The organism is Candidatus Palauibacter polyketidifaciens (assembly GCF_947581785.1).
GTDB lineage: Bacteria > Gemmatimonadota > Gemmatimonadetes > Palauibacterales > Palauibacteraceae > Palauibacter > Palauibacter polyketidifaciens.
The window spans coordinates 37,679-57,814 of record NZ_CANPVO010000012.1 but is presented as its reverse complement, the minus strand read 5'-3'; the positions used below and the strand labels follow the sequence as shown (position 1 = coordinate 57,814).

General features: G+C 70.0%; 13 protein-coding genes. 9 read left to right on the top strand and 4 right to left on the bottom strand.

All coding sequences use genetic code 11. The features are described 5' to 3' along the window. The 3 genes from RN729_RS02235 to RN729_RS02225 form a co-directional block, all read left to right on the top strand. Window positions 1-474 (top strand): prolyl oligopeptidase family serine peptidase (locus tag RN729_RS02235; RefSeq protein ID WP_310782005.1); only part of this gene is annotated, 474 nt, incomplete at its 5' end. Continuing rightward, on the top strand, window positions 471-1,097 hold the full coding sequence (locus tag RN729_RS02230) for a hypothetical protein (RefSeq protein ID WP_310782004.1): 627 nt from the start codon (window positions 471-473) through the stop codon (window positions 1,095-1,097). The genes RN729_RS02235 and RN729_RS02230, both read left to right, overlap by 4 nt. A 16-nt stretch (window positions 1,098-1,113) precedes the next feature. Beyond that, window positions 1,114-4,848 carry an FG-GAP-like repeat-containing protein gene (locus RN729_RS02225; RefSeq protein ID WP_310782002.1) on the top strand — a complete coding sequence of 1,245 codons (3,735 nt, stop codon included), beginning with the start codon at window positions 1,114-1,116 and terminating at the stop codon, window positions 4,846-4,848. Window positions 4,849-4,875: 27 nt separating this feature from the next. Here the strand turns inward: RN729_RS02225 and RN729_RS02220 are convergent, their stop codons facing one another. The 3 genes from RN729_RS02220 to RN729_RS02210 form a co-directional block, all read right to left on the bottom strand. Further along, a complete protein-coding gene (locus RN729_RS02220) occupies window positions 4,876-5,424 on the bottom strand; it encodes a hypothetical protein (RefSeq protein WP_310782001.1) in 549 nt (182 codons plus the stop codon). Between the two features lie 298 nt (window positions 5,425-5,722). After that, window positions 5,723-6,178, bottom strand: a complete 456-nt coding sequence (locus RN729_RS02215) for a DoxX family protein (protein WP_310782000.1) — start codon at window positions 6,176-6,178, stop codon at window positions 5,723-5,725. Window positions 6,179-6,280: 102 nt separating this feature from the next. Continuing rightward, window positions 6,281-6,769, bottom strand: a complete 489-nt coding sequence (locus RN729_RS02210; RefSeq protein WP_310781999.1) for a heme-binding protein — start codon at window positions 6,767-6,769, stop codon at window positions 6,281-6,283. A gap of 446 nt (window positions 6,770-7,215) precedes the next feature. Here RN729_RS02210 and RN729_RS02205 point away from each other — a divergent pair, with 446 nt between their 5' ends. From RN729_RS02205 to RN729_RS02190, 4 genes are all read left to right on the top strand, one after another. Continuing rightward, window positions 7,216-8,514, top strand: coding sequence for a DNA polymerase Y family protein (locus tag RN729_RS02205; RefSeq protein ID WP_310781998.1), 1,299 nt, complete (start codon window positions 7,216-7,218; stop codon window positions 8,512-8,514). 1 nt (window position 8,515) lies between these two features. Beyond that, window positions 8,516-8,785, top strand: a complete 270-nt coding sequence (locus tag RN729_RS02200) for a hypothetical protein (protein ID WP_310781997.1) — start codon at window positions 8,516-8,518, stop codon at window positions 8,783-8,785. Window positions 8,786-8,790: 5 nt separating this feature from the next. Then, entirely contained in the window at window positions 8,791-12,333 is a 3,543-nt protein-coding gene (dnaE, locus tag RN729_RS02195) for a DNA polymerase III subunit alpha (protein WP_310781996.1), read from the top strand. A 134-nt stretch (window positions 12,334-12,467) separates the two neighbouring features. Next, a complete protein-coding gene (locus RN729_RS02190; protein ID WP_310781995.1) occupies window positions 12,468-13,823 on the top strand; it encodes a formylglycine-generating enzyme family protein in 1,356 nt (451 codons plus the stop codon). Window positions 13,824-13,860: 37 nt separating this feature from the next. Here RN729_RS02190 and RN729_RS02185 read toward each other — a convergent pair whose 3' ends face one another. Next, entirely contained in the window at window positions 13,861-14,550 is a 690-nt protein-coding gene (locus tag RN729_RS02185) for a DUF4377 domain-containing protein (RefSeq protein ID WP_310781994.1), read from the bottom strand. 293 nt (window positions 14,551-14,843) lie between these two features. Here RN729_RS02185 and RN729_RS02180 point away from each other — a divergent pair, with 293 nt between their 5' ends. Next, a complete protein-coding gene (locus RN729_RS02180; protein ID WP_343218886.1) occupies window positions 14,844-15,260 on the top strand; it encodes a cupin in 417 nt (138 codons plus the stop codon). Window positions 15,261-15,284: 24 nt separating this feature from the next. Continuing rightward, window positions 15,285-20,126, top strand: a complete 4,842-nt coding sequence (locus RN729_RS02175; protein WP_310781992.1) for an NAD-glutamate dehydrogenase domain-containing protein — start codon at window positions 15,285-15,287, stop codon at window positions 20,124-20,126. Window positions 20,127-20,136 lie beyond the last annotated feature (10 nt).

Sequence of the window (20,136 nt, the reverse complement as noted above, 5' to 3'; positions counted from 1 at the left end):
ATCGACATGGACCGGATCGGGCACGGCGGCCACAGCTACGGCGCCTTCGCGACCGCGAACTTCCTTGCCCACACGCCCTTCTTCAAGGCGGGGATCGCGGGGGACGGCGCCTACAACCGCTCGCTCACGCCGATGGGCTTCCAGGCCGAGCCGCGGGACATCTGGGAGGCGCCCCACGTGTACATGGAGATGTCCCCGTTCTTCAAGGCGGACCAGATCAACACCCCGCTCCTACTCTACCACGGGGCGGACGACAACAACTCGGGCACCTATCCCATCCAGTCGAGGCGCATGATCCACGCGCTCACCGGGCTCGGGAAGACGGCAGCGCTGTTCGAGTATCCCTTCGAGTCGCACACGCCGCGTGCGATCGAGAACAACCTCGACATGTGGGCGCGCTGGATCGACTGGTTCGACCAGTACGTCAAGGGCGTCGGGAAGGACGACGCGCGCACGACGACCGACTCGCCGTGAAGCCGGCCCGCGCGGCGGCGCTGGGTCTTCTGGCCGGCGTCGTCGTGGGCGGCGCGGCCGGGGCCGCGCTGGGCGGCTTCGGCGGGTTCGGCGGCGGAAACGCGGACGACGGTGGCGCCGCGGCGGACATCCTGGCGGGGATGGTGGAGCGGCAGGACGAGCGCCTGGGACAACTCGCCCAGGCCGCGGACGAATCCGCGCAGCTTCAGCGGGAACTCGCGCTCGCCCTCTTCTACCGCCTGCAGGAGTTCCGGCGCTTCGGGCTCGAGGGGCAGATCGTGACCTGGGTCGTACCCGGGGCTTCGGCGGGCTCCTCCGACCCGCTGGGCGGCTCCCTGGCCGGTGCCGTCCGCCTGCCCCAGTTGGCCGTGGACGCGGCGACGCGCGCGGAGTGGGGCGCCGTTTCCGAGCGTCTCACCTCAGTCGGAACTGAGGTGGACCCCACCGTGTTCTCCGCCTTCGAGGACGTGCTCGAGTTCGTCGAACGTCGCCCCTGGCCGGGAGGCTCGGGGCTGACGGCGGCCACCGCCTCGGGTTGGGCGGATCCCGCGACGGTGGAGGCGTGGCTGTCGCTCAACCGGGCCCTCGTCGGCCGCGCGGATGCGATCCTTTCCGGATTCTGAGCGTCTCCCCCGCGTCATGAGCCGTGCCGCCCGCCGGGCCGTCTGCGCTCTGTCCGCCGCCGTCGCGGCCTGCGGCCCGGCAGATTTCTCCGCTCCGGCGCAGCCGGACCAGTGGACGGAGGTGCCGGGCGCCCGCTGGCGGCCCCTAGTGGTGGACGGGGCCGAAGCGGGATTCACCTCCGTTCCGCCCTCGTGGTCCGGAGTTGACTTCGGCAACGCGCTCTCGGACGCCCGCTTCATCGAGAACCAGATGCGCGGGAACGGCTCGGGAGTGGCGGCGGGCGACGTGAACGGGGACGGCCGGCCGGATCTCTATCTCGCTCGTCTGGAGGGGCCCAACGCCCTCTACCTCAACCTGGGGGACTGGCGGTTCCGCGAGACGGCTGCGGAGAGCGGCGTCGACGCGGGAGACCGGTTCTCGACCGGCGCCACCTTCGTGGATGTGGACGGAGACGGCGACCTCGACCTCCTGCTCACCTCCATCGAGGGTCCGAAGTCCGTCTTCCTCAACGACGGAGCGGGGCGATTCGCGGAAGCGCCGGACGCGGGGCTGCGGGATTCGCGGGGAGGGATGTCGAGCGCGCTGGCCGACATCGACGGCGACGGCGATCTCGACCTCTACCTCACGCGCTACAAGAGCCGCTCCGTGCTCGATCTCTTCTCCGGGGACGAGGTCGCTTTCCCCAATACGGTGCGGCGCGTGGGGCGGGAATTCGAGGTCGTGGAGCGCTTCGCCGGTCACTACGAACTCGCGTGGCGCGCGGATGGCGTCGTGCGGCTCGAGAGGGGGGAGGCCGACGAACTCTATCTGAATGAGTTCAACGAAGGTGGCGGCGGCAGCGACGGGGGCGGCTTCCGGCATGTCCCGTTCTCCTCCGGCGCCTTCCTGGACGCCGACGGTGTGCCGCTGGAGATCGCCCCGACCGAATGGGGGCTCGCGGCCCGCTTCGGGGACCTGGACGACGACGGGGACCCGGACCTCTACGTCGCGAACGATCTCCACAGTCCCGACCGGCTGTGGATCAATCGCGGGGACGGCACATTCCGCCTGCCGCCGCCCCATGCGCTTCCCACGACGAGCGCCTCCTCGATGGCGGTGGACTTCTCGGACGTCGACCGGGACGGCGACGCGGATGTCTTCGTGCTCGACATGCTGGCCCGCGACTCGCGCTCAAGGAAAACCCAGGACCCGGTGTCGCGCGTGGAGCACACGCCGCCCGGCGAGGCCTCCGGGGCGCAGCAGGTGAACCGCAACACGCTGCTCGCCAGCCGAGGGGACGGCACGTGGGCGGAGATCGGGCGCCAGGCGGGGGTCGAGGCGTCCGGGTGGTCGTGGTCGGCGCTCTTCGTCGACGTGGACCTGGACGGATTCGAAGACCTCCTCATCCCGAACGGCCACATCCGGGACCTCATGGACGCGGACACCCAGATCTCCATCCGGGAGGCCGGGCTCTCCGGCGAGCGCGAGTCCACCCTCCTGTACCGTCCGCTGCCATTGCACAACGTGGCCTTCCGGAACGTGGGCGGGACCGGATTCGAGGAGGTGGGGCGCGCGTGGGGCGTGGCGCCGGAGCCGGACGTGTCGCACGGGGCGGCGCTGGCGGACTTCGACGGAGATGGGGATCTGGACGCGGTCGTGAACCGGCTGGGCAGCCCGGCGCTGCTGTTGCGCAACGACGCCGCGGCCCCGCGGCTGGCCGTCCGGCTCCGGGGAGAGGCGCCGAACACGGCCGGGGTCGGGGCGACTGTGTGGCTGGAGGTCCCCGGACTCCCGCGCCAGACGAAGGAGGTCGCGGCGGGCGGCGGGTATCTCTCGGGTTCGGAGGCGCTCGTCTCATTCGCGATGGGGGACGTGGCCGAGGGTACGCTGGGCGTGGACTGGCGCGGCGGCGGCCGGTCGGTGGTGCGCGTCGATGGCGCGAATCGGCTGTACGAAGTGTTCGAAACGGAGGCGTCGGAGGGCGCCGAGACGGGGACGCCCGCGCCGGCGCCGGCCCCTGCGCCGGCCACGTGGTTCGAGCTGGACGAGAGCTTCGGGCCGATCCACGACGAGCCGCCGTTCGCCGAGGCGGCGCGCCAGCCGCTCCTCCCGCTGCGGCTGTCCCGGATGGGGCCGAGCGTGGCGTGGCACGACCTGGACGGCGACGGGGATCCCGACCTGCTGCTGGGCTCGGGCGCCGGCGCGGCGCCGGCGCTGTTTCGGAACGACGGGGGGACGCTGGTCCGCGTGACGCTGGCCGGACCGCGGGCGCCCGTCGACCAGACCGCCGTGATCCCGCTCCCGGTGGCGGACACGGCCAGGGTGCTGCTCGGGCTGTCGAGCTACGAGGCGCCGCCGACGGAGGTGACGCAGGTGCCGGCCGTCGTGTCGGCGGCGTGGCCCGCAGGAGCCATGGCGGGCGTGGCGGTGACCCCGCTCAACCGCGGCGTCGCGCCGGGGTCGTCGGGGTCGGTAGGCCCGCTGGCCGTCGCCGACTATGACCTCGACGGACGGCTCGACCTCTTCGTGGGCGCGCGGGTCATGCCGGGGGGCTATCCGCTCTCCGGCCCCTCCCGGGTGTTCCGGGGCCGTCCGGGCGGCGGCTTCGAGGAGGACCGGCGGGATGCGGCGGTCTTCGAGCGTCTCGGCATGGTGACCGGAGCCGTGTTCGCGGACTACGACGCGGACGGCGACCCGGACCTCGCCGTCTCCGTCGAGTGGGGCCCCGTCCGGTTGCTGCGGAACGACCGGGGGCGCTTCTCCGACGTCACGGAGGCGGTCGGCCTGTCCGTGTACGTCGGGCGCTGGAACGGCGTGTCCGCGGGCGACTTCGACGGGGATGGGCGTCCGGACCTGGTGGCGGTCTCGTGGGGAGACAACACCGAGTACCGCCCGACGCCCGGGGCCCCGCTCGAACTCCATTTCGCCGACGTGGACCGCAACGGCACCCTCGATCTCGTGGAAGCGCAGCGGGATGAGCGGCTCGGCGCGCCGGCACCGCTGGCTGCGCTGGGCCGGCTCGCCGAGCACATCCCGCCGGTGGGAGGGCGCATGCCGACGCGCGCGGCCTACGCCGAGGCGGATGTCGGCGAGGCGCTGGGGGCGTGGCCGGAAGGTCGGCTGGAGGCGGCGGAACTGCGGCACACGGTGTTCCTGAACCGGGGCGACCGCTTCGAGGCGGCGCCGCTCCCGCGCGAGGCGCAGCAGGCTCCTTCGCTCGGAGTCCTGGTGGCGGACGCCAACGGAGACGGCCGCGAGGACCTGTTCCTGTCCCAGAACTTCTTCGCCACCGATGAGGACACGCCGCGCTACGACGCGGGGCGGGGGCTATGGCTCGAGGGCGACGGGCGCGGCGGGTTCCGCCCGGTCCCGGGGCAGGAGTCGGGTGTCGCCGCCTACGGAGACCAGCGCGGCGCCGCGGCCGCGGACATCGACGGCGACGGCCGCATGGATTTTATGCTGGGGATCAACGGCGGCGCGGCGCGACTGTTTCGCGGTGCCGGCACCGCGCCCGGCCTGCGGGTCCGCGTCGCCGGGACGGTCGAGAACCCTCACGGAATCGGGACCGTCCTGCGCGTGGTGTACGCCGACGGCCTCGGCCCCGCGCGCGAAGTAAGGGCCGGGTCCGGAACCGGCTCCCACGACGACCCGCTGCAGATCCTCGGCCTCTCTGCCGCCCCCCTGGCGATCGAAGTCCGATGGCCCGGCGGCGCCGTCGAGCGCGTCGACGTCCCCCCCGGCGCACGCGAGGTCACCATCGGCCCACCGTGAACCGGGAATCGAACGCCGGAAGGAGTCTCAGCCGCTAAGGGCAGGGCCGGCGAGGGCGCGGAGGTCGGGACGATCCTCGGGATCGAGCTGGCGGAAATGGTGGCGGAGTTCGAGCGCCGCGTTGATCGCGGCCCGGAGGTGATCCTCGGCCGACCACGGTTCGCCTCCGAGGGCTCCTCTCAGCCAGCCTTCCACGTCGGACCAGCGCCAGAACCGGTACCGATCGTGAGGACTGTTGAGGGGCGCCGGAAATCCGCCCGGTCCGCGCTTTCCGTTCACCCACAGCCGGACGCACTCGCGCGAGCGCCCGATCCGGGCCGCGATTTCGGACATCGACACCAGGTCGGGGTCTGCGATCCGAACTACCCGAAGGCCGTCGACCGATTCGGCATCGGCGACCGCCGAGGAGATCGCCTCAGAGAGGCTCGCCGCCTCGCGTCCAAAATCCAGGTGCTGGATTCCGTTCGTTGTTGCAACCAGGGCGTCATCGCAGCCGGCTTCGTAGAGGGCGTCGAGCACAGCCTGCTCGTGGATGTCCACGCCTTCAACGATCAGAGTGAAGCTGTGAATCTTCATCGCTCGACTTCTCATTGCTTTCCGTGAGGACACTGGCGCACGACTCTCAGGACCCTGCCGGCAAGGTCGCCCGGATTGCGTGGTGTCGACGCGATGGACATCGGGCAGCGGCGCGTCTCGGTCGCCGGGCAGTACATCACGCCCCAGTTATGTCCGGACGTTTTCGGGATGACCGTCCATCCGGCCTTTCGGGCGATGGCCAGCGCCTTCTCGATGTCCTTCTTCGGGTGTCTCCGGAGCCTGATCATGCCCCACGGTGTTGCGTCGTGTCAACACCGTATCAACGGGGCGGGGGCGGTCAGCGTGAGGCGGTGCGGCGGGCGAGCCGGGCGTCCAGGCTGAGGCGGTCGTCCTCGAACAGGAGGAGGACGATGATGAGCAGGAGCGTGCGCGGGATCACGTGCGCGCTGAAGACGTAGAGGGGTTCGGCGAGCAGGTGGCCGAAGGTGACGAGGATGAGGATCCCGCCCAACCCCAGCGCGGCGATCCGGCGCCGCCAGCCCGCCAGCATCAGCGCCCCGCAGACGAGTTCGATGAACGGGATCGCGACCCCGGCGGCCCACAGCGACCAGGCGGGGAGGAACGTGTCGGCGTAGGCCTCCACGAACAGGCCCCGCGCGTGCTGGACGGCTCCGAGTTCGAACACCTTCCAGAACCCGGCCATGAAGAAGATGAGGCCGAGGATCATCCGCGCCACAAACGCGGCCCAGCTCCTCGGCGCGAGCGCCGCTTTCGCCTTCAACTCCCGGTTCATGAGTCGAACCTACTGGGCCGCGTACCTCGGCGAAGAGCGCCGACGGGTGGCGACGCTGCGCTGGTAACGCTCGGACCGGGTCGCCCTGCTCCCCGCCGCAGCCTAGTTCAGGCCCGCGGCTTCGATGCCCGCTTGCGCGCAGATGGCGTCGTTGGCACCGGTGTCGCCGCTGACCCCGATGCCGCCGATGTGCTGGTCGTCATCGGTCATAATCGGCAGCCCGCCCTCGAAGTAATTCATGCCGGGAACGAAGGCGGCGGCGGAGACGCCGTTGCCGAAGGCGATCTCGCCCCACTGCTGCGTCGACCGCGGGCTCAGGGCCGAGCTGCGGGCCTTGGCCATCGAGATGTCCTGTGACAGCAGCTGCGCGTCGTCCATCCGGTGGTAACCCTTCAGGTTGCCGTGGTTGTCCATGATGGCGATGTGCATGCGCCACCCCTCCTCCTCCGCCTTGGTCAGGCAGCCGTGAATCATGGTCATGGCGGCGGCGCTGGTGAGCATGGGACGGTCCTCGACCTGGGCGGCGGCGGGGATGGCCGTCAGCGCCGGGGCGACGAGACAGAGAATAACGAAACAGCGACGGGCACGCATCGATTTTCCTCCAGAGGTTGGTGTTGAAACAAGGATCGGCTACTGGTCGGTTCGTGGCGGAATCTTGGTGTTTCGCCCAAGCACCGATAGAGGATCGGTGTCAAGTCCAAGCGAGGATAGCCGGCCGACGCTCTCGGCTGGAAGACGGGCAGCCGTTAGTGAAACTCCGTGAAACTCTTCTGCGCGCCGCCCCGGACTGAGGTGGCCGGGCCGTCGCTGGCAAGCTCCTCCGTGCTCCTCAGCGGCGTGAGGGGAGGACGAGCTCGGGCGATTCTACGCCGAGACGCTTCGGCATGTGCGTCAGCGGCTGGGAGATCCCGAGGCTGGTGCGGTGATGGAGGTCCGTTGACGGAAGATGTCCCCCCTTGCATCCCACTCGTGATCCGCTAGGTTAGCCGACCCGATTTTCGGTCTTTATTCGGTTTTCTCGGGTTTGGAAAGGTCGCATGGACGCAGGTCGCGGGAGCCGGATGGCGCTCTGCCTCTGGTGGCCGGGGTTCGAACTGGAACTGGAGCGGGTCCGGACGCCGTCGCTCGCGGACCCGCCGCTCGCGCTGCCGACGGTGGGAGACCGCCGCCGCATCGAGATGGGGTGCGCGCTCGCGGCCTCCTTCGGAGTCGAGCCGGGGATGATCGTCTCGCAGGCGATCGCGCTCTGCCCCTCGCTCGTCCTCTGCGAACCGGATCCGGATTTCCACGACGCGGCGCGCGACCGGATCGCGGAAGTCTTCCGCGACTGGAGTCCGGTCGTCGAACAGTCGGTGGATCGGGGGCGGTTCTTCGTGGGGGTCGACGGACTCGAACGCCTGTACGGCCCGCCGGAGCGTCAGATCGCGGGGCTCCGGGCGCGGCTCGAGGCGCTGTCGCCGTGGCTCGCGGCGAGCGCCCGGATCGGCTGCGCGCCGGGGAAATTCGCGGCCTGGGTCGCGGCGCGGTCCGCGGAGTCTGCCCGGTCGACGGGGTCGGCGGGTTCCGGTCGGCCGGGCGCGGCCGTCTGCGTGGCGCCGGCCGACCTCGCTGCGTTTCTGGCCCCGCAGCCGGTCGATGTGCTGCCGGTGTCGCCGCGCATGGTCGAGCGGCTGAAGCGGCTCGGGGTCGAGCGGCTGGCGGGGATCGTGCGCATGCCCGAGCCGGCGCTCGTGTCGCAGTTCGGGGCCGATGGGCGCCGGGCGCTCGCCTGGGCGCGGGGGACGCGCATCGATCGTGTGCGGCCGGAGGCGCCGGCCCGGCCGATTCGCGTCGCGCTCGACTTTCCGAGCCCGATCGGACAGCTCGAACTGCTGCACGCCGCGCTCGACCGGCTCATCGGTCGCGCGCTCGCGCATCCGCGGCGGCGAGGCAAGAGCGTCCGGGGGCTCAGGGTGTCGGCGAGCCTCGAGGACGGCGGTTCCTGGTCCATTCGCGCGATTGCCCGGGAACCCACGAGCGAGCCCGAACGGCTCGGGGCGTTCCTCCGCTCGCGGATCGCGCTCGACCGGCCCTGCCGCGCGGTCGAGACGCTGCGGCTCGAACTCTTCCGCTTCGGTCCGGCGAGCGCGCAGACCGGGCTCTTCGACCCGAAGGAAGGCGCGGCCCGCGTCCTCGGTTCGCTGGAGACGAAGGATGGCGAACTCCTGCCCGCGTTCCGGCGCGCCGCGCGCGTGCTGCGGCTGCGGCTGGGCGCCGCCGCGCTGTACCGGGTGCTCGAACTCGAGCCGAACTCCCGGCTCCCCGAGCGCCGGCACGCGCTCATGGAAATTGCGTAGAGTGGCGAAGCCGTCCGCGGGGAAGCTGCGGCCGCTCAACCGCCCGCGGCCGGTGCGGGTCCGGCTCGGCGCCGCCGGGGTGCCCGTGAGCCTCGAGATCCGGGGGCGCTGGCGACGGATCGGCGACGTGTTCGACCAGTGGCGGATCGACGACGAGTGGTGGAGGGAACCGATCTCGCGCGTCTACTTCTCGATTCTGCTCGAGAACGGCGCCCACCTCACGGCGTACCACGATCTGATGCTGGATCGCTGGTTCCTGCAGCCGGAATAGCCGCCGTGGTCACCCCTTCGCGAAGCGTCGACTACGTCGAACTGCACGCGCACTCCGCCTACTCCTTTCTCGATGGGGCGTCGCGGCCCGAGGAACTCGCGGCGCGCGCGCTCGAACTGGGCTATCCCGCGCTCGCGCTCACCGACCACGACGGGCTGTACGGCTCGATGGAGTTCGCACAGTTCGCCCACGCCCACGGACTCCAGCCGATCACGGGCGCCGAACTCACCCTCGCCTCGGCGTTCGCGGAGGAGGGGTCCGACGAAGCGGTCGACGACTGCCACGTCACGGTGTTGGCGGAGAGCGCGGCGGGGTATGCGAACCTGTGCCGTCTCATCACCCGGGCGCACATGGAGAGTCCGCGCGGAAAACCCCGGCTCGACCTCGACGCGCTCCTCGAGCGGCCCGAGGGACTCATCCTCCTCACCGGGTGCCGCCGGAGTCCCCTCCTGGCGGCGCTCGAACGGGGGACGGACGAAGCCGAGCGACTGGCGGGCCGTCTGCGCGACGCCTTCGGTCCCGGCAGCCTCTTCGTCGAACTCCAGAACAACGCGGTCCACGGCGACCTCGCGCGCGGCCGGGCGCTGAGCGCGCTGGCCGACCGGCTCCGCATCCCGGTCGTGGCCACGGGCAACGTCCACTACCACGTCGCCGACCGGCACCGTCTCCAGGACATCCTGGTCGCGATCCGGAACCGGACGACGGTCGACGATTCGCACGAACTCCGCCGCCCCAACGCCTGCTTTCACCTCGCCTCGCCCCGGGAGATGGCGTGGCGCTTCGCATCGCGGCCCGATGCGCTCCGCAACACGCGTGCGATCGCCGAGCGCTGCCGGGCGTTCGATCTCACGTCCGATCTCGGCTACCGCTTCCCCGATTTCAAGGGGAGCGGCTTCGCCCCCGCGATGCGCGTACTCCACCAGGTCTGCCGCAGGGCGTTCGAGGTCCGCTATCCCCCCGGCAGCCGATACCGCCGCGAAGCCGAGGAACGCCTCGCTACCGAACTCGCGCTCGTCGACCGCCACGACCTGGCCGGGTTCTTTCTCGTCTATCACGACATCCTCGAACTCGCCCGGGAGGTCGCGCATCGCGTGCGGGGCGACTCGATGCCGCGCCAACTGCTTCCGCCGGGACGCGGACGGGGGTCCTCGGTCTCCTCCGTCATCTGTTATCTGATCGGACTCTCCCACGTGGATCCGGTGCAGACGAACCTCTTTCTCGGCCGGTTCCTGAACGACGCCATGGAGAGCGTCCCGGACATCGACATCGACTTTGCGCGCGATATTCGCGAGGAACTGATCCTCGCGGTCTACGAGCGCTACGGGTACGACCACGTCGGGCTCGTGTGCACCTTCCCCACCTACCGCACGCGCTCGATCGTGCGCGAACTGGGCAAGGCGCTCAGCCTCCCGGTCGGCGACGTGGAGAAGCTGGCCAAACTCGCCGAACCCGGAGAGGACGGGTTCATGGCCGAACTGGAGCGCATCCCCGGCCTCGAGGCGCGCGCGAACTCGCGGATCTGGCGGGCCTTCGCCGAACTGGCCGAGGAGATCAGGGGACTCCCGCGGCACATCTCCCAGCACGTGGGCGGGATGATCATCTCGAGCCGGCCGCTGGTGGAGATCGTCCCCCTCGAGCCCGCCGCGTGGGAGGGGCGCGTCCTCTGCCAGTGGGACAAGGACTCCTGCGACGATGCGAGGTTCATCAAGATCGATTTCCTCGCGCTCGGGATGCTGTCGCTCGTCGAGGAGGCGGTGGAGACGATCCACGCGCGCCACGGCGAGGCCCCCGACCTCTCCCGCATCGACTATGAGGACGAGAGGATCTACGACCGCATCTGTTCGGGAGACACGGTGGGCCTCTTCCAGGTCGAGAGTCGCGCGCAGATCCAGATGCTGCGGCGGGTGCGGCCCCGGAACCTGGGCGACCTCGCGGTCCAGGTCGCGATCGTGCGGCCGGGTCCGATCGTCGGCGGGGCGGTGAACCCCTACGTCCGGCGACGCGAGCAGCTGCGCAAGAACCCGGACTACGTCGTTCCCTACGACCATCCGCTGCTCGAGGAGGTGCTCGGCGAGACGCTGGGCGTGATCATCTTCCAGGACCAGGTGCTGCAGGTGTGCAAGGCGCTCGCGGGCTTCAGCGACGGGCAGGCCGAGGGGCTGCGGCGCGCCATGAGCCGCAAGCGCTCGCGCGAGGCGCTGCTGGGGTACTGGACGACATTCCGGGACGGCGCGGCGGCGAAGGGGGTCGGCGGCCCCACCGCGAAGAAGGTGTTCGAGCAGGTCGTCGCGTTCTCGGAGTTCGGGTTCCCGAAGTCGCACGCGGTGGCGTTCGGGCTCCTCGCCTTCCAGTCCGCCTGGCTCCGCGACCGCTATCCGGCCGAGTACTACGTGGGGCTCTTCAACAACCAGCCGATGGGGTTCTATTCACTCGATGCGATCGGGCGCGACGCGCGCCGGCACGGGGTCGGCGTCCTGCTGCCGGATCTGAACGTCAGCCGGGTCGCCTGCACCGCCGAGGGAGACGATGTCCGGATCGGACTCGGCATGGTCCGCGACTGGGGTACGGAGGCGGCCGAACTCGTGGTGGACGAGCGCGAGCGCGGCGGACCGTTCGCGTCGCTGCCCGATTTTCTGCGCCGCACCCCGGCCGCGCTCAAGCGGGCCGCGATCGAGAACCTGATCTGGGTCGGCGGGCTCGACTCGCTGGGGATCGAACGCCGCGACCTGCTGTGGCAGACGGGGCTCTGGCTGGGCCCGGAGGCCGAGACGGAGGCGGAGCGCCGGCGCCGCGAACTCGCGACGAACGCCGCGGGGCTGGGCGGGGACGTGCCGCCCGTCCGCGGACGCCGAAGCGCCGACCGCTCGGACCAGGGCCAGATCGAACTCGCGCTCGACGACCCCTGTGCGGACCTGCGCTTCGCGGGCACGCACGACATGGAGAAGATGATCGCGGAGTACCGCATCCTCTCCCTCGCCGCCTCGCTGCATCACCCGTTCGCGCTCGTGGGCGACCGCCTCCCCGAGCGCACCGTCTCCTCGGCCCGCTTCCCCGGCCTTCCGAACCGGAGCGAGGTGCGGGTGGCCGGGATCGTCGTGGCCCGTCAGCGTCCGCATACGGCCAACGGCTACATCTTCATCCTCATGGAGGACGAATCCGGGCCCGTCAACGCGATCGTGAGGCCCGAGGTATATCAAAAATGCCGCGCCGCGATCCGTCTCGAACCCTTCCTTTACATCGACGGCACGCTCCAGAAGGACGGCGCGACGTACAACGTGCTCGCCGAGGGGGTGTATCCCCTGCGCCTGAGCCCCGAACTGCGGCTGAGCCGCGAGACGGTCCCCGCCGTGGAGGGAGAGGCGGACACCGCGCCTGCTCCAGTCGACCTGGACCCGGAGCCGGATCCGCTGAACCCCGCCCCGAACCGGATCGCGGCCGTGACCAACCGGAACCGGCTCGCCGGATCCGATCCGTTCGCATATCTGGAAGCGCTGAGACGCGACCCGCCCCCCACCATGAGCTGGGGCCGCGGCGGCGGCTGCCGCTAAACCGGAAACACCTGCCGCGGAGATTCGCCGGTTGTATCGTGTCTGACGATCCGCCACGAGTTGGGCCGCGGCGGAGGCTGGACGACGCAGCGCATGGAGGCAACGGATTGGGTCTGCGACCACGAAGCCTTGTCGTGGCGACCGTCGCGCATGCGGCGGCGGGTCTCATGCTGCTCGCCGGGAGCGTTCCGGCCAGCGCGCAGTCCGAGGCAGGGACGGTCGTGTGCGTGGGGAGCGAGCTGTCCACGCCGCGGACACCGGATCCCGACCGCCGATTCGGCTGGGAGGGCATGGCCGTCGTCTACCGGTCCGATGTCGCGTTGGCCTACCGGGTCGGCGTCCCGCTCGATGGCCGGCAGCGTGTGGAACGAGCCCTGCGCTCGGAACTCGGCGACCACACGGAAGTTTCGTGTGTCTGGTCGAACCGGGGTGACCATCACGTCGCGATCATCAGGTACACGTCGGCGATCCGCCTCGCCCCGACGTCGGACCCGAACGGCTCCGTGTTCCAGCGCCTTGCGATCGGATTCGGGGCGAGCGCGGAGGCGGCCGAGACGAACGCGACGACCGGCAACGATCATTTCGCGAGGCACTACGACGGGGGCGGCTACGAGGTCCTCGCCCGGGAGAGCTGGGGCGTCGAGGAAGGCGGCGGGGCGCCCGGGACGGCGGACCCGCCCCCGGCGCAGGTATTCGAGGTGTTCGCCACGTTCCGCGATTGCGCGTTCTGTCCGGAGCTGGTCGTGGTGCCGCAGGGAACGTTCACGATGGGTTCCCCGGAGTCGGAGGAGTTCCGGGGGGCCGTCGAAGGTCCGCAGCACTCGGTGACGATCGGGTCTCCATTCGCGGTCGGTGTGCACGAGGTCACGTTCGCGGAGTGGGACGCGTGCGTGCGGATGGGAGGGTGCCGCTACACCCCGGCCGACCGGCGCTGGGGTCGGGCGCGTCGTCCGGTGATCCACGTGAGTTGGGAGGACGCGCAGGCGTACGTGTCGTGGCTATCCGGGCTGACGGGACAGCGGTACCGGCTTCCGAGCGAGGCGGAGTGGGAGTACGTGGCGCGGGCCGGCACGGTGACGGCCCGGTACTGGGGGGAGGACCTATCGGACCTGTGCCGCCACGCGAACGGCGCCGCGCGGCGCCCCGGGCGCCTCCGGTTCGCGGGTCCTTCCGGCTATGTGCGCGACGGACCGTGTGCCGACGACTACGGAGCCACGGCGCCGGTGGGGTCCTTCGCGCCGAACGCGTTCGGATTGTACGACGTGCTGGGGAACGTGTCGGAGTGGACGCAGGACTGCTGGAACGACAGCTACGCGGGCGCTCCGACGGATGGGAGCGCCTGGGAATCCGGCGATTGCGACCGTCGCGTCCTCCGCGGCGGATCCTGGTTCATCACCGCGTGGTTCCTCCGCTCCGCCAACCGGTCCAGGAGTGTTCCCGACACCAGGGACATGTACTACGGATTCCGCGTCGCCCGGGTGCTCCCCTGACGTCGCGCCGGAGCACGCGGCCGCGTCGTGGAGGAGGTCAGGTGCCCGGCGTAGCTTCGAGCGTTTCCAGCCAGCGATAGCCGTGGGCCGGGACGTTCGGCGACCCGGTCATGCCTTCGGGGAACATGTCGAACCTTTCGACGCGCAGTCGGTAGTCGACTTCATGCCGGGGGTGGAAGCCCACGATCTCGCCGCGGTAGGGGACGCCGTCAAAGACCTTGCAGTACCCCGGATGGCCATCGCCGCACTCCACCCGATGGCGATCGACCGTGACCTCCTCTTCGGTGCCGGCCGCCCTGGTTCTGGAGACGATCTCACTCAGCACGTACCGGCCATCGCCATACCGGTGGGTTTCCAGGACATAGTGGTAGCCGCCCTCGTAGTCAAAACTGTTGATGAGGTCGTCATACGGCGCCCCGTCCACCACCGGACAGAAATCATCGCTCCGGGCGCATATGACCCGCGCGGGACCCACCGAGAGGGTTGCAGGGGTGGATGGCGCCGGAGCCTTCCGCAGTAGCTCCAGCAGGCGGTAGGCGTACGCGCCGGCGTCTTGCGGCGGTTCCTTCCCATCCCAGGGATCGTACTTGCCGATCCGCAGTCGGTAGTCGTAGCCGGCCTCGTATTCGAATCCCTCGATTCCGTCGTAGAAGAACGCGCCGTTGACCACCATGCACGACTGCAGGCCCACGCCGTAGCACTTGGCCAGCGTGGGGCCGACGGTCACCTCCACGGTCTCGAGGTATGCGGACTCGCCGGGCCCCGTGGAACCGCCGCAGCCGGCAACGACCAGGGCCGGCAGCAGAACGAAAGCGAAGCTTCTGCCGCGAATGGGAGTTCTCCTTTCTCGACCGGGTCTCCGACGACCCGACCGGGAATTGTACCCATCAGCCGCTCCGGAGTTCTCGTGCGGTGAACATCCGGCCAGCCCGACCCCGCGTCCGGCGTCGCGGCGGCCGCCGGTGTATCATGTCACACATGGAACGGCATACGGCAGGGGCCGGGCGCACGTCTGCCCCCATGCACACCGAGGAGCGGGAGGCGGCCGAGGAGAGGAAGGCGGCGGGAGAGCGGGAGGCTGCGGGCCGCGGCGAGCCCCGAATCGTGGACAAACCCTGGGGGCGCGAGGTGTGGTACGCCCACACGGAACGCTACGCGGGGAAGGTCCTCGAAGTCGACAAAGGGCACGTCCTCTCGCTGCAGAAGCACGTCGTGAAGCACGAGACGATGCTGCTCCAGTCCGGGCGCATGCTTTTTACGCTCAACGACGCGATCTTCGAGTGGCTCCCGGGCGAGGTGGTCTCCATTCCGCCGGGGAACGTGCACCGCATGGAGGCGCTCGAGGACAGCGTCATCCTCGAGGTGAGCACGCCGGAACTGGACGACCTGGTGCGCCTCGAGGACCGCTACGGCCGCGCCGGCCGGAAGGGCTACTGACTGCACGATGGGGTATCTACGGGCATGAAAAACAGGCCTGCGCAGCAGTCGGACCTCGGGCCCCTGATCCGCGAGGTCGAATCGCGACTCCCGGACGCGCCCGGCGAAGCCGTCCGCAATCTTTCCCGCCGTCTCTTCAGTCGCGGCTACGGCCACATCGCGGATGGACGTCCGGTTCGCGCGCTGGCGGACGACGTTGCAGCCCTCTACCGCCTGCTGGCCGGCGCCGCCGACGGCGAAATCGCGATCCGGCTCGCCTGGGACGAGGACGATCCATCCCGCGGCGTCCTTCAGACGGTGATGGAGGACCGGCCCTTCATCGTCGACACGCTGCGCGAGTACCTCCACTCGGCGGGGATCGACATTCCGCATCTTCTCCACCCGGTCGTCGTGGTGGACCGGGATGCCTCCGGCCGCGTGCTCGACATCCGCGACCACTCCGCCGAAGGCACGCGGGTGTCGGTCGTCCACATCGTGCTCGACGACGCGCACCACGCCGAAGTCCGGGAGACGCTGGAAGCCGAGGTGCGGCAGCGCCTCGAACTCGTGAGGGCGGTCACCGCGGACTTCTCCCCCATGATCGAACAGGTGGGGACGCTCGTCAGCGAACTCGAGACGAAGCGGGTCGAAACGCCGTGGCGCAGCGCCGAATTCGAGGAAATCCAGGACCTACTCCGCTGGCTCGTGGACCCCGGGTTCGTTTTCCTCGGCTATCGCGCCTACCACATCGAGACGGATGACGCGGGCCGCGACTGGATCCGCGTCGACGAGGGGAGCGGCCTCGGGATCCTCAGGGACGACGACAAGTCGAAATATCACGAACCCCGGCCTCTGGACGAACTCCCCGCCTACCTCCGCGCCCGGGTGCTGGGCGGCCCGCTTCTCATCATCTCCAAGACCAACGCCCAGAGTCCGATTCGGCGCAATGTCCGCATGGACTACGTGGGCATCAAACGTCTGCGCCCGGACGGGACGGTGTACGGCGAGCACCGGTTCCTCGGGCTGTTCACCGCGAAGGCGTTCTCGCAGGACGCCTCCTCCATCCCGATCCTGCGCCGCAAGCTGCGCGAGATCCTTCAGCTGGAAGCCGCGCCCCCGGGATCGCACGACTACAACGTCATCCTGGGGACGTTCAACTCGATGCCGAAGGAGGAGCTGTTCCTCGCCTCGGTGGAGGAGATCCGCTCGGTCGTCGACGCGGTCATGGAGACCGGAGGCGGGGACGATGTGCGGGTCACGGCGCGTCCCGACCAGCTCGGCCGCGGCGTCCAGCTCATGGTCATCCTCCCCAGGACCCACTTCTCCGGGCAGGTGCGGAGGCGGCTGCAGACGGCGCTGACCGAGGCCTACCGGGGGACGCTCCTCAACTACCACCTCGCGCTCGGCCAGGGCGACCAGGCTCGCCTCCACTTCTACCTGGCCCACGACCCGGACGAAGTGGGGTCCGTCGACCTCGACGCCGTGCAGGCCCAGGTCCGCTCGATCGTCCGCACCTGGGAGGAGCGTCTCGAGGACGCGCTCGACGCCGTCCACGGCCCTTCGCGGGGCCACGAACTCGCAACGCATGTCGTACGGTTCTCGACCGGCTACCAGGCGGCGATGGACATCGACACAGCGGTCGAGGACGTGGCGTGTCTCGCGCGGCTGGCCGAGACGGGCGAGAGCCAGGTACTGCTCAAGCGGTCCCCGGGAGAGGGGGACGGACGGCACTATCAGCTGCGGCTGTACGCCCGGAAGGGTCAATACGTCCTGAGCGACGTGATCCCCACGCTCGAGAACCTGGGCCTCCGGGTGCTCGACTCGCTCCGCTTCACGATCCAGCTCAGGGACGAGACGCCCGACGCCACGGAAGAGACGTTCGCGGCGCGCGTCCAGTCCTTCGAAGCCGAGGCGCGGCGCGCGGGCGACCTCGACATCGCGGCGGCGCAGGACCGGATCGGCGACATGCTGCGGGCCATCCGGGCGGGGGTGGCGGAAGACGACCGGCTGAACGAACTCGTCGTGACGGCCGGTCTCACATGGCGGGAGGTATCGGTCCTTCGGGCCTACGCGGGCTACACGTTCCGCATCGGCGCCGTTGCCGCTCCCACGGGCGGCCAGTTTCCGCTCACGGCGTACCCCGATATCGCGCGCTGCATCTTCCGGGCCTTCGAGGCGCGCTTCGATCCGGAGGCGCAGGAGGGCGCGGCCGCCGCGATGCGGCGTCTGAAGCGCGAGTTCGCGCGCGGGCTGGCCTCGGTACGCGGAATCGAGGACGACCGGACGTTGCGGCGGATGATGGAACTGGTCCACGCGACCGTGCGCACGAACCACTACCGGGGCGAGCGGCGCCGTTCGCCCCTTCTCGCGCTCAAGATCTCGAGCCGGCCCGTCGACTTCATTCCGGAGCCGAAGCCGAAGCACGAGGTCTACCTGCGCGGCCCTCGGACGGAGGCCGCCCACCTGCGCATGGACGACGTGGCGCGGGGCGGGATCCGGTGGAGCGACCGCTACGGGGACTTCCGGGTGGAAGTGCTGGGGCTCGTGAAGACGCAGCGGGTGAAGAACGCCGTCATCGTGCCCGGCGGTGCGAAGGGCGCCTTCATCGTGAAGGGCCTCCCGGAGGATCGGGAGGCGCGGCTTGCGGCGGGGCTGGACAGCTACCGGGACTTCATTCGCGGTCTGCTGGAAGTCTCGGACGATGTCGTCGATGGCGAGGTGACGCGACCCCGGGGAATGGTGATCCACGACGGGCCCGACCCGTACCTTGTCGTTGCGGCGGACAAGGGGACGGCGAAGAACTCGGATACGGCCAACGAACTCGCGGCGGAAGCGGGCTTCTGGCTCGATGACGCCTTCGCTTCGGGCGGATCGCAGGGGTACGACCACAAGAAAGAGGGGATCACGGCCCGCGGTGCGTGGGAGTGCGTGAAGCGCCACTTCCGGGAAGCGGACATCGACTACGAGAACGAGCCCTTCACGGCCGTCGGCATCGGGGACATGAGCGGCGACGTGTTCGGCAACGGGATGCTGCTCAGCAAGCAGATCCAGCTCGTCGCCGCCTTCGATCACCGCGACATCTTCCTCGATCCGAACCCGGATCCGAAGGCGTCGTGGGAGGAACGGAAACGGCTGTTCGAACTCCCGGCCTCGTCGTGGGCCGACTACGACGCCGAACTTCTGAGCGAGGGGGGTGGCGTCTACGACCGAACGGAGAAGCAGATCCCCCTCTCACCGCAGATCCGGGAGCGCCTCGGCATCGATCACGAGGAGATGAACGGGAACGAGCTGATCCGCGCGATCCTGTCGGCGCCGGTCGACCTCCTCTGGAACGGCGGCATCGGCACGTACGTGAAGGCGAGTTCGGAACGACACACCGATGTCGGCGACCCGAGCGGCGATCCCACGCGGGTCGATGCAACGGGCATTCGGGCGCGCGTCGTGGGGGAGGGCGGCAATCTCGGCTTCACGCAGCGCGCCCGGGTCGAATACGCGCTCCGCGAGGGGAGCATCAACACCGATGCCGTGGACAACTCCGCCGGGGTCGACATGTCCGACCACGAGGTGAACCTCAAGATTCTCCTCGGCGCGCCGCTGTCGCGCGGGGGGATCGACTACGAGGCGCGAAACGATCTGCTCCGGGAGTGCACCGATGAGGTCGCGTGGAAGGTCCTCCGCAACACGTACAGCCAGAGCCTCGCGATCAGCCTCGACTACATCCGGGCGCGGCGCGCGCCCGCCGCATTCCGCGAGGTGATCCAGCGTTTCGAGCGGGAAGGGATCCTCGATCCGGCCCTCGAATACCTGCCGGCGGGCGAGGAACTCATCGAACGGGAGAACGTCGGAGCGCACCTCACGAGGCCGGAACTCGCGACGGTCATGGCCTACTCGAAGCTCCATCTCAAGCATGCGCTCACGGAGTCCAGCGTGTCGCGCGACCCGGCGATGATGGAACTGGTGGAGGACTACTTCCCGTTCGGGGCGCTGAAGGAGGTCGAGGCAGCGGACCTCGAGGAACACCGGCTGCGCCCGAACATCTCGAGCATGCTGCTGACGAACCGCTTCGTGGACCGCATGGGCGCCACGAGCCATATCCGGCTCATGGAGGAGACCGGGCGCGCCGCCGCGACCGTCGCCCGCACCTGGTACGTCGCGTCACGGATCGCGGACGCCGAGGACCTGTACGAGCGGCTGCGCGTCGCCGACGTGCGGATGCGGAGCGGGGCGCAGAACGAGTGCTACCTCGCCATGGCCGACGCACTGACGCGCGCGACTCGATGGCTCCTGCAGCGGACCACCCCCGGCGAGCCGATCAGCGAGGCGATCGAGTGGCTGCACGACCCCGTGCGGGCGGTCCGCGAGGCACTGCCGGAGCTGCTCACCGCGGAGCGGCGGGAACGTTTCGAGTCCACCTGCTCGCTGCACGAGATGGACGGACTCGATCCGGACGGCGCGGCGCAACTCGCGACCTTCCGCTACGTGGACGAACTGCTGCCGATCGCCAGCCTCATCCGTGAAACGGGCGCCGGCACGCGCGAGGTCGGCGCCGTGTACTTCGGCCTCGCCGAGGAGATCGACTTCCCGTGGCTGCGGAGCCGCGTCTACTCGCAGGCCACGGACGATCCGTGGGACCAGAGGGCGGCGCGCATCCTCGTCACGCGACTCGAGCTCGCGCGTTCCCGCATGGCGGCGCAGATCATCGCCCGTGCCGAGGCGTCGACGACGGAAGACGCGATGAGATCCTTCCGGCGCCGGAACGCCGTGGGGTTGAGCCGAATTCGGAACGTGATCGCCGACGTCCGGAGCACGGGCGCGGAACTCCCCGGGCTCGTCGTGGCCGTCGATGCCGTCAACGATCCGGGGATCCTGGAACCCCCGGACCGCTGATCGGCTCGGG

Excerpts from the sequence above, each read along its gene's own strand:
- RN729_RS02215 (WP_310782000.1), bottom strand. The coding sequence starts at position 6,178 with ATGAACCGGGAGTTGAAGGCGAAAGCGGCGCTCGCGCCGAGGAGCTGG.
- RN729_RS02205 (WP_310781998.1), top strand. The coding sequence starts at position 7,216 with ATGGACGCAGGTCGCGGGAGCCGGATGGCGCTCTGCCTCTGGTGGCCG.
- RN729_RS02225 (WP_310782002.1), top strand. The coding sequence starts at position 1,114 with ATGAGCCGTGCCGCCCGCCGGGCCGTCTGCGCTCTGTCCGCCGCCGTC.
- RN729_RS02175 (WP_310781992.1), top strand. The coding sequence starts at position 15,285 with ATGAAAAACAGGCCTGCGCAGCAGTCGGACCTCGGGCCCCTGATCCGC.
- RN729_RS02210 (WP_310781999.1), bottom strand. The coding sequence starts at position 6,769 with ATGCGTGCCCGTCGCTGTTTCGTTATTCTCTGTCTCGTCGCCCCGGCG.
- RN729_RS02220 (WP_310782001.1), bottom strand. The coding sequence starts at position 5,424 with ATGAAGATTCACAGCTTCACTCTGATCGTTGAAGGCGTGGACATCCAC.
- RN729_RS02180 (WP_343218886.1), top strand. The coding sequence starts at position 14,844 with ATGCACACCGAGGAGCGGGAGGCGGCCGAGGAGAGGAAGGCGGCGGGA.